Origin of the sequence: Coprococcus eutactus, from assembly GCF_001404675.1 — a bacterium.
Taxonomy (GTDB): domain Bacteria; phylum Bacillota; class Clostridia; order Lachnospirales; family Lachnospiraceae; genus Coprococcus; species Coprococcus aceti.
Genome location: NZ_CYXU01000007.1, coordinates 74,546 through 89,612, shown reverse-complemented (window position 1 = coordinate 89,612; position 15,067 = coordinate 74,546). Strand labels below are relative to the sequence as shown.

The following is a 15,067-nucleotide window of genomic DNA, read 5'->3' as shown; positions in this document are numbered from 1 at the left end:
GTATATATCAGCAAAGGTGCCTGCATCCAGCCCCAACGGGCCGGATATCAAGCACCTCATGCAGCTACTATTTTTATTTTACTATAATCTGCACAGCCTGTGTAGTGCCATTTACAGCAATTACATAGACCGTACACTTTCCTGCGGCCTTTGCCTTTATTCTTCCTTTGGCATCAACTGTAGCAACATTTTTATTTGTACATGCATACAAATACCTTGCACCATGTGTGCCATCAAGCACCTTCTTGCTGGCATCTGCCTTGGTATATCCAGGTTTAAGCTTAATCGTCTGCTTAACTCCCAACACGTAGCTCTTCTGTGGAAGCAGAACCTTCTTGATGTTGGTATATTTGCTGCTATTGGTAACTATATGAAGCATGACACTATTGTCTATATACTTCTTCTTACCATTTACCAGCTTATATGCCTTTACTCTCAGCTTGATCGTATCTAACTTAGCAAGTGATTTGCCATTAATGCTGGATATTGTAACTCGGGTTGCCGATGCGCCCTTTACCGATTTAATAAGACTTTTCGAGTTAAAGTTTACATAGCACTCCTGTGCATATATATCATATCCGTCAGCCTTGTTAACCTTACCCCACACAACTGTCACTTTGTTTCCGGATACTACTGCATGGATATTCTTATTGATACCAGCTGTATTTTGTGCCGGTATTTTTGCTACAAACCTGGCATTGATTTTCATATTCTTATTTGCAGCAACCTTTACCGAAGTTTTTGTACTCTTGAAGCTTCCTGTCCAGCTTCCAAGTTTACAGTTGTTTGCCGCCTTTGCCGTGCAGATAAGAACCGTTCCCTCGATCACTGATGCACCATTCTTAACTGTTTTGCCTTCCGCAGTCTTGATTGTGATCGATCCGTTTTCAGTCTTTCCAATAGCTACCTTCACATACCTGAACTTGAATGCCGCTCTTATATTCATGTTCTTTGTCACCGTAAGTTTCACTGTAGTACCAGTCTTGCCTTTGGCATCTCCGCCCCAGGCTGACAGATCACAATGCTTTGCAGGAATTGCCTTGCAGATGATATCTGTGCCTTCCTGAACCAGCTGTCCGTTAGATATCTTCTTACCGTCAGCTGTTGTGACAGTTACCGTACCATTCTTCACTGTGGCAATACTTACCTTCGCATATCTTGCCTTGAAGGCTGCTCCCACTGTGATACTTCCGTCAAGGGCTTTTTCAAATGTGCTCTCAGCCTGATCTGCCGCATCCTCTGTCCATGCGTCAAAGTCATAGTACATATCCGGTGTTGCTGTGTATGTAAGAACAGTTTTCTCGTCAATCATTTCACCGTTCTCCACCTCTGTGCCATCTGGCTTTGTCACCTTTATGTTTCCATGCTCTGTATCTGCTATTGTTACAGAGTAAAGCTTAACTGCATCAACTTTAAACTCCATATTCTTTGTGACGTTTACATCACTTACAAGATATGCTCCTGTCTCAGTTCCATCCTCTGCAAGCACTGGCTGGACTGACATGATATTCTCTGACTCCTCTGAATTTTCAGCGTTCTCTGGTTCATCAATGATTATATCTCTGATTCTCCAGCCCTCAGCAGGTGTAATAACAACACTCGCATCTCCGTTCTCTCTTACCATATTATCAAGAACTACGCCATTGTCATTCTTGAATACCACATTGTCTGGTATCTTTGTAAGGTCTGTTATAGTGTAAGCTGTCTCCGGTGTGCTTTCACCACCTGCAGTCTCTATCAGATTATTATCTCTGTCATAATTTCCCTCTACAGGAATGGCATATCCAACTCTGTCAACAAGCTCTGCACTTACCTCTATGCTGTTTGTAACATCATTTAAAAGTATCTCGTTGGTAAATCCAAAGTCAGTGCCAGACTCTTCCTTGACAACCTTTCCGCCTCTGATGTACTTAACTGTCCATGCCTGGATCATATAATCATCAGAAGGTGTTATGGCAAATCTTACATCCTTGCCAGAACCTATTCTCACTAAGTTATTCTCAGCATTTATTGGCTTAAGTCCGCTTATATCTCCATCCTCGCCGACATAACCTGTACTGATGTCTATATTGTCATATTTCTTAACTTCATCCTCATTCTTGAATATTACATTTACAAGAAGTGATGGTGCGATATATGCATATATCTCTGCATCCTTTGTTATGTCTGTCAGCTTGTATGTGAGTTCATCTGAATCAACATCTGCTCCGTCAACTGTCCAGTGCTCAACTGTGTTGTATTCATCCTTCGGTGCAACTGTTATTGTAAGATCCTTATGTCTCTTGAGCTTAACCTCTCCTGATACGATCTCAAGTTCCTCACCGTCAGAAGATGCAGTGATCTTCGCCGATCCGGTTCCTGTTGTACCTACCTTAACTGTATACTCTGGAATCTCCACAAACTTAACATATACTGCCACATCTGTGTAGATAGTCTTCACCTCATAGGTAGTCTGCTCCAGTTCAGTGCCTTCTATAGCCTGTGTACACTCAGGATCAAGATACCAGCCCTCGATCATCTGGCCATCTGCAGGAGCTGCCGTAAATACTGCATCTCCGCCGGATACCTGGCTATCGCCACTTGTGATCTCAGCCTTCTCGTCCAGTCCATATACCGCTGTCACAGCTCCAAGAGCAGCATCATTTGCCTCAAAGGTTATAACTGACTTGAGTTCCTGCTTAGCAAAGTGAGCAACAACATCTATGTCAGATGCCACCTTGTCAACCACAAATACGTTGCTGCCAAGCTCCTCTGCTGTGTAATCCTTTGTTCCCTCTGCTGTCTTTACTGTAAATCCTGTACATTCCATGTACTGGTCGGCATCAGCTGTGAACTTAAGCTCTCTGTCTCCTCTGATCTGTGCAGAATTACCTTCAAGCACTTCATCTGCTGTCATGTTCTCTGCCTTTATCTGTCCACCCTCATCTGATGACCATGTTATCTTATACACAGGTCTGTCAAACACAGCCCTCACATCAACTCTCGTATCCTTTGGCACTTTGTATGCAAATATCTTCTCTGCCACGCCCTGACTGATTCCATTTACAAGCCAGTCTGCAACTTCGTATCCTTCTGCAGCTGCCGCTGTGAATTCCACATATGAAGCAGCACCTATCATATCTCCTGATTCGAGCACCAGCTTTGTAGATGTGATCATGGCGCTCACCTCACCTGTTCCCTCTGTCTCAGGACCAAATGTGAGTACATCACCAACCAGCTCAAGACCAGCCATAACTGTCACATCAGATGAATCTCCGTCAACCGTGATCTTAAGGGTATCATTTACTTTCTTGTCTGAATATAACTTTATATTCTCTGTCTCGCTTGTCAGCTTATGTCCATTTATGATCCATTCTTTTACATTGTATCCATCATCAGGCACAACCTTGAATGTGATGACAGAATCTCTGTATATGTCTGTGATCTGCGCAGATTTGCTCTCCGTCGCATCACTTATGGTATCTCCTATCTGTATGTATGAAGGGAGATTTTTTCTTGACACATCTGCACTTATAGAGCCGTGTGTCTTTCCTGACGACTCTCCGGCAGAAGCCTTCTCTATCACTTTCAGAGAATACTCAGCCTTCACGGATGGTGTGATCTTTCTGTATGTGGCATTTACTGTCACATCCCCTGTAAACCCATCTGCCGGAGCACTCCACGTAAATGTGTATCTCTCTGTTCCGGACTCAGCATCCGCAGTCTCAGTCAGCTTTCCTTCTCCGCTGTCCTCCGCAAGACTGAATACATCCTCTCCTGCATAATTTACCTTTATGTCAGCTATCTCATAACTTCTCTTCACCGCAAATGAGAATTTCAGATCATCCTTACTTGCATATGCGATATATCCGCCATTTGCCAGATCAGAATCTCCTGACTTTGCAGTCATCTCTGTGTCATTTCCTGATGTCCACGACACAACCGGCTGTTTGTAGAAGTATACGACAACCTTTGTATCCTTGCCGAGATATTCTAGTTCATACCTCTGGGCGCCAGTACCTTCTGCCTCAGCATCAACCTTCTCGCCATTTACCTCCCAGTATGCTACCTCGTAGCCTTCATTTGGAGTTGCTGTAAATACTATGTCACTTCCCTGAAGCTGCTTGTCACCGGATACAAGTGCGTCTGTACTTCCTGCAGCCACAGCATCTACCACACCAGCTGCATCATCATCCGCACCATATGTCACCTTGTATCTGTTCGGCGCAGTGTACTTAACTGTATAATCGAGGTCTGAAGCTATATCATACACTGTCATCGTCCTGAGATCCGCTGATATAGTTCCAAGTTCCTGTCCATCTGCTGCTGACCATCCGTCGAGAAGTAGTCCTGACGGAACGGTAACCTGGATGGTCACATTGTCGCCTCGGCTGACTTCATATATACCATCTTCACCGCTCTCTATAGTCACTGTGCCGTCAACTCGCTGAGCCTTGACTGTGACATCCACACCTGTTGTCACTGTAGTCTTTCCATCGCTTCCAACAGTTACAGGCGAGACTGATATTTTGAAATTCTGTGCCTCTGCAAAATATGCCGTGATAAGTGTATCCTCGCTGATCTCCTCTGCATCATATGTGAGAGATGTGTTATTTGTCACTCCATCTTCCGCGAGAACGGTCTCTGGAACTCCATCTTCTCCCGTAACAGTCCAATGATCCAGAACATATCCTGCTGCCGGAACCGCAGTGAGTCTTACCTTCTGTTCTATATGAATGTTTGCACCTGAACCAAACGATTTTCCAATTGTTCCATCCGTCACATAGTTTGCTTTGAGTGTTCCGTGAGCCTCATTGTCCGGCTTGTATGTCAGCTTGTGATATACAGGCTCAAAGTTTACTGCTACATTCATGTTTGCTTTCAGCTTAGCCATCTGGATCTGGTCATCGCTGCACGCCTTGCCACCGGATGTTCCACACTGTGGATCCGTAACTGTCTTTCCATTTAGTGACCAGCTCTTAACCTTATATCCCTTATGAGGAGTAGCAGCTAAAGTGATCGTTGAGTTCTCAGGGAGTCTTGTTCCACTGTCAACTGTGAGTCCGTCACTGTTTTCATTTCCAGGCTGCTGGTACTTGATTGAAACTGTACCATGTGTATTTGCCGGTCTGGCAGTAACGGTGTACACGTTTCCTGTCAGTGTGTATGATGCTTTAACCAGGTTTATTATATAGTTTTTCTCAAGTTCATTCATAACCTGTGAATGCTGATCGCCCACCTTGACGTATGCAACATCTATATCATATATACCCGGCAGCAGCCCACTTACTCCAACTGATCCGAGCTCGTAATCCCTGTCTCTCTGAGGCATTATGTCAGTATCCCATGCCTTGAGACCTGTTATCACCGCATCCTCGCACTCTCTTACAGAATCATTTACACTTTTCTCTGTATCCTGGGCAGCTATCTCAAGCTGTGCCATTCCAACATTTATATTCTTCTGGGTCTTGTCTCCGCCATTTGATGCCGTTATCTGGAACATTCCAATAGACTTCGGTATAAACACGCCGTTTGCAAGTTCGTATTTGTCTGTGTCCTCAAATTCTCCTGTCTTATTATTCTTTATTTTGACAGTGTATTCTGAATCGTCCGTGATATCCTGAAGCTTTCCTGTATTGTCGTATGACACTCTCTCCAGAGACATCTTCACTGAATCTCCATATCTTACATTATCCTGCATGGTCAGATTCATGTTCGTCTTTCCCTCAAATGAGGTATATATAGCCATCGAGTCAGATATACTGTCGTTGTACTGTTTGTTTCCTGCAAAGTATACATATACGTTGTATATTCCCTGTCCGGATGGCTCCCACTGTGCAGTATAGCAGCCATTTGCTCTGTCATACTTACCAGCTATGCGCTTGCTCTCAGGTCCTGTGATGACAAATTCCACATCTCCCTGTACATCCTCACCTGACAGTGATTTCGGCTGACAGCTGAGTGTGATCTTGTCTCCTGTATATGTGACCTCTGCCCCTGTGGTCTCAGATCTCACCGTCTTGGTCTGATATACCGATTTGAGATCAGTCTGGACCACCTTGACAGTATCTGACACATTAAGAGTCTTCTTTGAAGTCATAGTAAAACTTCCGCTTTCACTACCTGCCACATAATAGTACACCGTACTGTCTTCACTTCCCGATGTGTTTCCGAGAAGATAGAAGTTCTTGCTGCCATCCTCTGATACCCATTTTGCGAGTATCCTGTCATATGTAACATCATCAGATGCATATGACACCTTTTCACCTGCATAGTCAGCTGCATTTACGCTGATCAGCTTGTAAGTATTGCCATCAATATCTGCGATGAAATCTGATTCACTCACACCATATGCCGTGCCGCCCACATCAGATGCTTTAAATGTCTGTGATTCATCCACGTAACCATCGCTGTCCTTTTTGACGCTTACGCTGCATGGATAGTAATTCTCGTCACTATCTTTCCACATATAGTTTGTTCCGTCGCTGACAAGAATATATTCCCCGACTCCGGATGTGACTGTTATAAGATTTCTCTCCTTAGTCACGTTCTCCACCTTTGTAGTCTCTGAGCCCGATGCCCTGACTACGCTGCCATCCGACAAATCTTTATTCTCGGTATCGTTGTGCGCCAGAAGCATGACCTTGCTGTCCGCCTTATTTACAGTGAGTGTCGCAGTCTTGGTGTAGAGTGTGATGTCGTTGTAATAAACTCTGCATCGATATTCGTTTCCATCCATTTCATCACTTACATCAGTAAGTCTGAGCGTAGGATTGCTGCCTCCTGTCGATACGCTTCTCCATCCATTATCTGTATTAACCTGCCAGTTGTATCCAACGCTCTGGTTTACTCCATCCCCATCATAATAAACCGCATTTGCCGCAAATTCTGCATTTCCACCCGCAAACGTATTTGTATCATCAGGGTTCTTTGTTATATGGAAATTAGAACTGTCCTGAAGTGTCGTCGCGGTTGCCGGACGGCTGAACAGACTCTTTGAACCATTTGCCTGAAGAGCCCTCACTGCAAATGTGTAAGTCCTGTTGGAATATAGTCCCTTCACTTCATAGTCAGTAACTGTATATGGCACAACTGCCTTGCTGTTGTAATTACCTCCTGCATCAACGATACAGACCTCATAGTAATCTGCATCATTGGACGGTGACCACTCAAGACTGACACTGTTTCTCGTTGTGTCGACAACAGAAAGTCCCATCGGCATACGCGCCGGACGAACAACATTCTTAACATCATAGCCAATGACGAACACTGAATCACTGTCGCTGTTCAGCTTTGCAGTGTTCACCCGCAGCTGCCAGTCAAATGAGAACCCTGTGCAGTCTGCCGGAACATTGTCCACCGTTCCACTGTATGTAACACCATTCGAGCTTACACGGGTGTGACCAAGACCCGCATGCTGGCTTGATGTTACACCGACGATAACCTTATTACCGAGTCCTCCGCCTCCAGCACCAAGCTTTTCGTTCGCCTCAAGGAACACTTCAGTTGAATACTCATTCTCATCAGTCACAGATATCGTCTGAGTCTGATCTGCACCAGAGCTGGCATTTACAGAAGAATAATTGTTATTTCCACCTGACTGATAGGCGTACTTTAATTTACCTCCAAGAGTCTGGTATGTAGCAGGGTCTCCCGCTGTGTTATTCAGAATATTATTATATATCTCGTTGAGCCCCTTGCTCCTTCTTGCAACCTTGTCGTAATCTGCCACATCTATGATTGAAGTTGAAGGTCCGAGACATACCGGCATAACCACCGGCTCCCATTTTCTCGCAATCGGATCATATATGGAGTATTCGTAATACATATATTTCAAACAGTACAGAACGACCTGATCAGAACCTCCACCTGCGGCATTATATGTTATCTCATATTCCGTTGTCTTTGTATTTGCATATTCAAAGCTTGCTCCATACGAAAGTTCAACCTCTACCTCACCTGCTCCGATGAGCTGGATCTCCGACGACACATACGCGCCAACTGATATTGACAAGTTAGCTGATACCGTGTTCGATGAACCTTTGCTTGTTGAATATGATGTTCCACCGTTATTTACATATTCATATACTTCCTGAACATCATCAAAATACGGACTTGCCTGAAGGATTGCATAGACCTCTGGATTTGTGTATACCGGATACTCTCCCTCGTACTTTAACCGCACACTGTCATTATCAATATCCGGAAGACACAGTGAAACAAATGTTCCATACATATCCTGTCTGCTGTTCGACTGGCATACTACACCCTCCTGACTGCTGTATGGGCTGCCGCCATCCATAGAAAATGTCGCTATGTCCAGCCAGTAATAATCATCTTTATCATTGAGTTTCTTCTCTCTGTGCACTCCCACAACGCACACAAAACTCTGTCTGTAATTGTTCCCCTTGGCATCCTTATCGACACAGCCAACCCTGACATCGCCGATCCACACCTGATCTTTTTTCTTCTTGTCGTTGCCCTGATTGCGCTGGTCGGTACATATACTCATGCTTCCTATCTCCGAACCTGTTATTCCGCCATCTTCCAGTGAGAAAGCATATACCTCTGCGCCAAAAAGCACACTGTCATTTTCATTATTGCCGTTCATGCCCTTAAGGTCTGCACACGCAAGCGCCAGAGGTGCATTCACAGGTCTGTAATATTCTTTATTTTTAACCTCGTGATATTTCACGATTTCTTTACTCTTAGTCCCCAGGCTTCTCGTATGATAATCTGACAACACATAATTATCCGTCAGACTATCGTAGTATACGTATCTGTATGCAGCCTGCGTGGCTTCATATTCCATCTGCAAATATTGAGAATTGCTCGAATAATATCCACCAACTATAAGTCCTGTGACCATGGCTCCTGATCCGGGATACTTAAACCGACCAAATGCACAGTTTGCAGCATACATTCCGTAGTTCTGTTTTTTGCCATCTGTGTCTCCAAGTGACACTTCATTCAGACCTTCTATAGGGACAAGTCCGCCGTCTTTATATGTATAGACGGTCATATGACCTGCCTTTGCCATGTTGCGATTCTGAACTGATCCAGATACGGCAACCGCGGCCTCATCCCGGCCATCCTGCTCCAGATCACCGCCGGCCAGAGTTACCACAGGAGCTCTTCCTATTCCATAATCACACCACGATCCACCCGCTCCACTTTCATAATTAGATGCAAGCCCGCCCGGTATGCTTATATTATTTCCCTTTGTGAACCTGCCGTTTCCCTTGCCATAATATACATCGACTATGGCATAGCGTATGTTCTGATCGTTTATATTTCTATCCTCGTAAGTTCCACAGTATACGAGAAGATCTTCAAAGCCATCTCCATTCAGATCGGCCTTTTCGATCTCAAACATCGCATCCAGCTCCTGCTGGTATCTTCTGATAAAATACAAAAGTCCATCGCCATATGTAGAATTCTTGTTTAAAGTAGGGGTAAGCGTAGCAATTGAAGATCTTGTACCATCAGCTGCTATCTTGAAAATACTCACATCTATCTTTCCGCGGTACTCCTTGCCGTCTATGACAGTTTTAATACTTTTCCATCCAGCTGGACTGAATACTTTATCTCCATGTACTCTTAGCTCCGCAACGTAGTTGGTTTTTCCGTCGCCTCCATCAAATGCAACGCTTGTCGCATACAGGCCGTTAAAACCATTACTGTCCTTTTTTAGAACATTTCCCATGTTGCTACTTATGTTACTGTCTCCCGATCCGCCGTGTTCCACTTTCACATTATCTTTGCCAAGATCATAGAAACCATACGCTCCGTACAGATTGCCAAGGCTGCTGTTTACCTTTGTAGTCCTGTCCTTGAAATCTCCAATCCTGTCAAATCCGTCTCGCACAGTGTACTTGTTTCTGTAATTGCCGTTTGCCGCAACGTATACCTCATTCACCTCTGCAAATGTAGATATATTATCCTTGTCATACGGCACCGCAGCTTTGCTTTTGTCTATATCGGTGCTGAGGCCCAGAGCTTTGTATGTACTTTCGTCAATCTCCGTCTCGACCACCGTCTTGCCTGTTTTCTTCGAGCTGTCCGCCGCGTATGCTTTTTGTCCGGGAATAAATCCGGACAGCATAGATAGCACCATACTGGCCGTCAGCGCCCAGCTTATCGCCCTCTTTCTCATAATTTCTTCCTCCCTTTCACTAAAAAAACCAGCCATGAACACCAGCCGTTTTAAGCTGCCACATTCTGGTATCAATAATATATTTACAATTATAATTGCTGTGTTTTTCCATGTACACTAACCAAAAGGCTAGTAACAGGAGGTAAAAACAACTTTTTTGCAAAAAAATCCACAGAACGTACCGTCTATACTGTACGCCCTGTGGATCGTAATAAACATCTAAACTATTCTGTTACATGCCATATATGAAAGGATCATTCCACCGACTTAAGCGATTCCGCCATATTTATCTTATCAAGCTTGACTGACATGACTCTGTTGACAAGGAAATTGAACACAAATGTCAGAACGATACTGTACACATAGCTCATCGGCGCTATATATGTATCAAATGCGACCATATCCACCTTGATCTGTCCTATGACAAATGCATGCAAAAACACTCCAAGCACAAGTCCCACAGCGATTCCAAATGTTGTCAGGACTCTGTTCTCCCTGAACACATAATCTGAAGTCTCGTTTTTGAAAAATCCCAGAACCTTTATGGTTGCTATCTCCCTGAGGCGCTCTGTGATATTGATATTTGTCAGGTTGTAGAGAACGATAAATGCAAGCGCCCCCGCCGAGAGTATAACTACAATTACTATATAATTCAGACTCTCCATCATCTTAGATATCCTGTTCTTCATATCCTTGTTGATAGTCACTGATGCTGTTGCTGCATCACCCATAAGATCAGCAGATATCTCGTGCGAATCTGCGCCTTCCTCAAGATTGAAGTACACCGATTTGTACTGAGGTGCTTCCCCCATCTGATCCTCATATGTTTCAGGTGATATATACACATAGTTGTATACATGATTCCTGAATATGCCTGATACGGAGACTCTTATCTCTTTCATCTCGCTGTCTCTGACCATTATTATATCGCCCGTTTTGATGTCGTACTGTTCTGCCAGCGCAGTATTGATCACAGCTTCCCCTTTGCCCGGATATTCTATCTCCGCACCATCTTTATCCGCAAACTTCATATACCTGTCAACGTGCTCAGGTTCTTCCATGATGACCATGTTCACAGACTTTACGCCGCCATCATGAACCAGATCCCAGGTAGATTCACTGACGAGATCATAGCAGGAGGTATCCTCCTCCAGCCGGTCTTTCAGACTACTGAAGCGCTCATCTTCTCTATCACCCGCAATCGATGTATTCAGCGTTATCACTCCATCTCCGACCTGTATCTCCCCATATTGATTGTCCGCAAATCCGCTTATGGAATCATTTATTCCAAAGCCTGTGAGCAGCAGCGCAGTACAGCCGCTTATTCCTATTATCATCATAAAAAAACGCTTTTTATATCTGAATACATTTCTGACACTTACCTTTCTCAGGAATTTCAGTCTCTTCCATATAAATGGGATATGCTCAAGGAACACCCTCTTGCCCGGCTTCGGAGCCTTAGGCCTCATAAGACTTGCCGCAGTCTCAGAAAGCTCGTATCTACAGGAAAACCAAGTTGTACCTACAGTGCACAAAAGGGATGCTGCCAGCACGCCAATAACCAGCGTCCAGTCTGTGGTTCTCTCAAGCGGCATATGTATATACATCATATGATATGCATACCAGATAACCTCCGGAAATACATATGTACCTATAAGATATCCACCTGCACATCCTACTACAGCCGCAGTTCCCGAATAGATCATATATTTTCCCATGATCGCCGCCTTGCCATAGCCTAGAGCCTTCAGCATACCTATCATAGAGCGCTGCTCCTCAACCATCCTGTTCATGGTAGTCATACACACGAGCACGGCAACCAATATGAAGAATACCGGAAATACCTTTGCAACTCCATTCACTATGTCTGAATCGCTCTCAAAGCAGACATATCCGATATTCGTCTCCCTGCCGAGTATGTAATAATTCACACCATCTGCATCATCCAGCGTTATGTCCTTCACCATATCCTCCGTCATACCCTTTGCCATGAGGATATCCTTATATCTGTCCAGTACACTGGCCTTACATATTGACTCCCATTCGTCTTTCCTGTCGTCTATATAGTCTTCATACTCATCGGCATACATATCAAACTTTCTGTCAAATTTCACATATACATCGGTGTAGCATTCGCTGTCAAATGCTTCAGGGCTGACATATACAAAGCCCGCGATCTTACCATTTCCAAGGGTTGTGGTGCCTCTTTCAAAATTAATATAAAGAGGGGAGTTGACAGTTCCGACAACGGTGAATTTCTTCACCTTAAGGATATCCTGTGTACTGCTGTCCTCACCTTCTGCTGCATCGTCATCTGCCACCTCTATGACATCACCTATCTTTATACTGTCCATCTTGGCATCTACAACACATTCATCTTCCTTTTCCGGCATGCGTCCGTCCACAAGACTCAGTTTATTGATGTTTTCCGGAACTGACATAGTCTTCAACACCCTGTCATTTTCACCCTGGTTCTTGTATAGGACGTCCAGACTATAACCGCCCTCAGCGTACAGCACATCCTTCTCCCCGGCAAATGAATCCACGTCATCATCCGTATATCCAAGAGTTGACAGAAGATGCAGATCATAGAAATTTCCCTTGTCAAGGAAATTCGATATGGTATTCATCATGTCCGGCTTCGTCATCTTGAGACCCGAGAAGAATCCCACGCCCAGGGCTATGATCGCCATGATGGCTGCAAATCTTCCAAATGTATTTTTTATCTCACGAAATGTCGTGCGTCTCATCATTGATTTCATAGGCCACCTACCATTCCAGATCTTCAACGTTCCTGATGTTATCATTCATAACCACTTTCTCCACAGTTCCGCTCTTAACCGTGATGACTCTGTCCGCCATGGCTGTGAGTGCCTGGTTGTGCGTTATGACTATAACTGTCGTTCCCGTATTTCTGCATGTATCCTGAAGGAGCTTCAACACTGCCTTCCCTGTGTTGTAATCCAGAGCTCCGGTCGGCTCATCACAGAGCAGAAGCTTCGGATTCTTCGCCAGTGCCCTCGCTATTGCAACTCTCTGCTGCTCACCACCTGAGAGCTGCGCCGGAAAGTTCGCCATACGATCCTCAAGTCCCACCTGCTTCAGAACTGTCGCAGCATCCAGTGGTTCCTTGCAGATCTGTGCCGCAAGCTCCACATTCTCAAGTGCTGTAAGGTTCTGCACCAGATTGTAGAACTGGAATACAAATCCCACATCATACCTTCTGTATGCCGTGAGCTGTCTCTTATTCAAAGTTGATATCTCTCTGCCATCCAGCTTCACGCTGCCGCTTGTCAGAGTATCCATACCGCCAAGTATATTCAAGATAGTAGTCTTGCCCGCACCAGAGGCTCCAACTATAACGCAGAACTCTCCCTTTTCTATCTCAAAATCCACATCGCGCAGAGCATTGATCTCCACCTCACCTGTCTTGTATACTTTCTTTACATCTCGAAATTCTACGTAGCTCATCCTGCACCATCCTTTCACTGTTCTTTCTTACAATCTCATCCAGGCTCCACAGCCTTGCCTCGGTCACCCTGTCAAATTTGATCTCTATCCACTCTTCCGTTCCAGGCTTATATATTCCCGCAAAATCATCATTTTGTATTATCTCACAGTCCATCTCCAAAATAAACTTCTCTTCATCATCAGAGAGAACGACAACTGTAAAATCCAGATTTTCTTCCCCCGGCAAAATGTACCGATTTATCAAATGCCCCTCCAGAAGTCCGGGATCGTCAACAAACAAAACTATATGCCTATATCCGCCTACATTCTCGCTGTTCACAAAATAATCCAGAGTACCATTTCTTTTCTGAAGCTCATTTGCCAGCATGTCTAACAAGCCCTTCACATCAGCTTCTCCTGCGGCAAAAGAGATTTCTCCATTCTTACGGTCCGCCAGATAAAGCTCATCATATCCTACCCATTCACCATCACCCGGATCACAGGCAAATGCTAGCTGAATCCTGTCATTTGTCTCATTTATCTCAAGCTGGCCTATGATATTTCTCGCTATATCAAATGCACTCTTTTTATTTCCATCACTTACTATTCCTATAACCCCGGTACGGCTGAGATCCAGCACCACCGGCAAGTCGTGGATAACTGCCGTTTTTATCTTCACCTCATTTGCAACGTCTGTGAGCTGTACCTCTCTCTCCCGCTTTCCGCCAGCCTCCTGAACCACCACATGATCAGATATATCCACACTGCCAAGCCCCAGTCTGACCATAAGATGATTGCAGGCCCTCGATCTATTCAGACATTCAGCCTGCGCCTCCGAAAAAAGGATTTGGACTACAGGATTGAATCTATCTCTCATATTATCCAAAATTTCCGTCTTATCGATCTCGATCAATCTGCACAAATGCTTTGCATAATTATTTCTCCTGATAGATTCAAGCTCCCCACGTTTCTCTTTCCCCGGTCTTGTCGAAAAATCCGCTATAGTACCCGGGATTACCCGCATCACTCCGAGGCCAATACACATAAGTATGAGCATAATGAAACCATACAGATCTATGCCGGCGAATCCTATTGGATGCCAGCGCCCTCTATAGTAATACCCTTTCATGTCAGGATTCCTGCCCTTACCATTTACTGCCATAACTATCACGATCACAGCGATCACTGCCACAATGAGAATTTCCACCAGAAGTATCTTCATATTAAGCTTGTTCTGATTTTGGGGCGTAGAGGCCTTAGGCAGTACAAGCTTGTCCGGCGGCAAAAGCTTCTCATCCAGCTTACCCGTTTTTCTGACCTTATCTGTTGTTTCCGTTCCTTCCGCATTCTCCATATTTTTCATATTCCCCATGTGTCCCAAATCTATTATCCCATCAACACTCAATATATTTTAGTTCGAAAATATATCAGTCTGTCAAGTCCGACAATGTATCCCATAAATATTTGTTATATATATTATAC

General features: G+C 44.4%; 4 protein-coding genes. All 4 read right to left on the bottom strand.

All coding sequences use genetic code 11. The features are described from left to right. Positions 1-73: 73 nt before the first annotated feature. The 4 genes from ARA78_RS12195 to ARA78_RS12180 all read right to left on the bottom strand — a co-directional run bounded on the left by ARA78_RS12195 (position 74) and on the right by ARA78_RS12180 (position 14,939). On the bottom strand, positions 74-10,135 hold the full coding sequence (locus tag ARA78_RS12195; RefSeq protein WP_055280597.1) for an InlB B-repeat-containing protein: 10,062 nt from the start codon (positions 10,133-10,135) through the stop codon (positions 74-76). A gap of 254 nt (positions 10,136-10,389) precedes the next feature. Beyond that, positions 10,390-12,942 carry an ABC transporter permease gene (locus ARA78_RS12190; RefSeq protein WP_055280596.1) on the bottom strand — a complete coding sequence of 851 codons (2,553 nt, stop codon included), beginning with the start codon at positions 12,940-12,942 and terminating at the stop codon, positions 10,390-10,392. Next, on the bottom strand, positions 12,905-13,606 hold the full coding sequence (locus tag ARA78_RS12185) for an ABC transporter ATP-binding protein (protein ID WP_022058060.1): 702 nt from the start codon (positions 13,604-13,606) through the stop codon (positions 12,905-12,907). Before ARA78_RS12185 ends, ARA78_RS12190 begins: the two co-directional genes overlap by 38 nt. Next, positions 13,557-14,939, bottom strand: coding sequence for a hypothetical protein (locus ARA78_RS12180; protein WP_055272459.1), 1,383 nt, complete (start codon positions 14,937-14,939; stop codon positions 13,557-13,559). Before ARA78_RS12180 ends, ARA78_RS12185 begins: the two co-directional genes overlap by 50 nt. Between the last annotated feature and the right edge of the window lie 128 nt (positions 14,940-15,067).

Bases quoted from the DNA above. Each gene is read 5' to 3' on its own strand.
- ARA78_RS12195 (WP_055280597.1), bottom strand. From the start codon at position 10,135: ATGAGAAAGAGGGCGATAAGCTGGGCGCTGACGGCCAGTATGGTGCTA.
- ARA78_RS12190 (WP_055280596.1), bottom strand. From the start codon at position 12,942: ATGATAACATCAGGAACGTTGAAGATCTGGAATGGTAGGTGGCCTATG.
- ARA78_RS12180 (WP_055272459.1), bottom strand. From the start codon at position 14,939: ATGGAGAATGCGGAAGGAACGGAAACAACAGATAAGGTCAGAAAAACG.
- ARA78_RS12185 (WP_022058060.1), bottom strand. From the start codon at position 13,606: ATGAGCTACGTAGAATTTCGAGATGTAAAGAAAGTATACAAGACAGGT.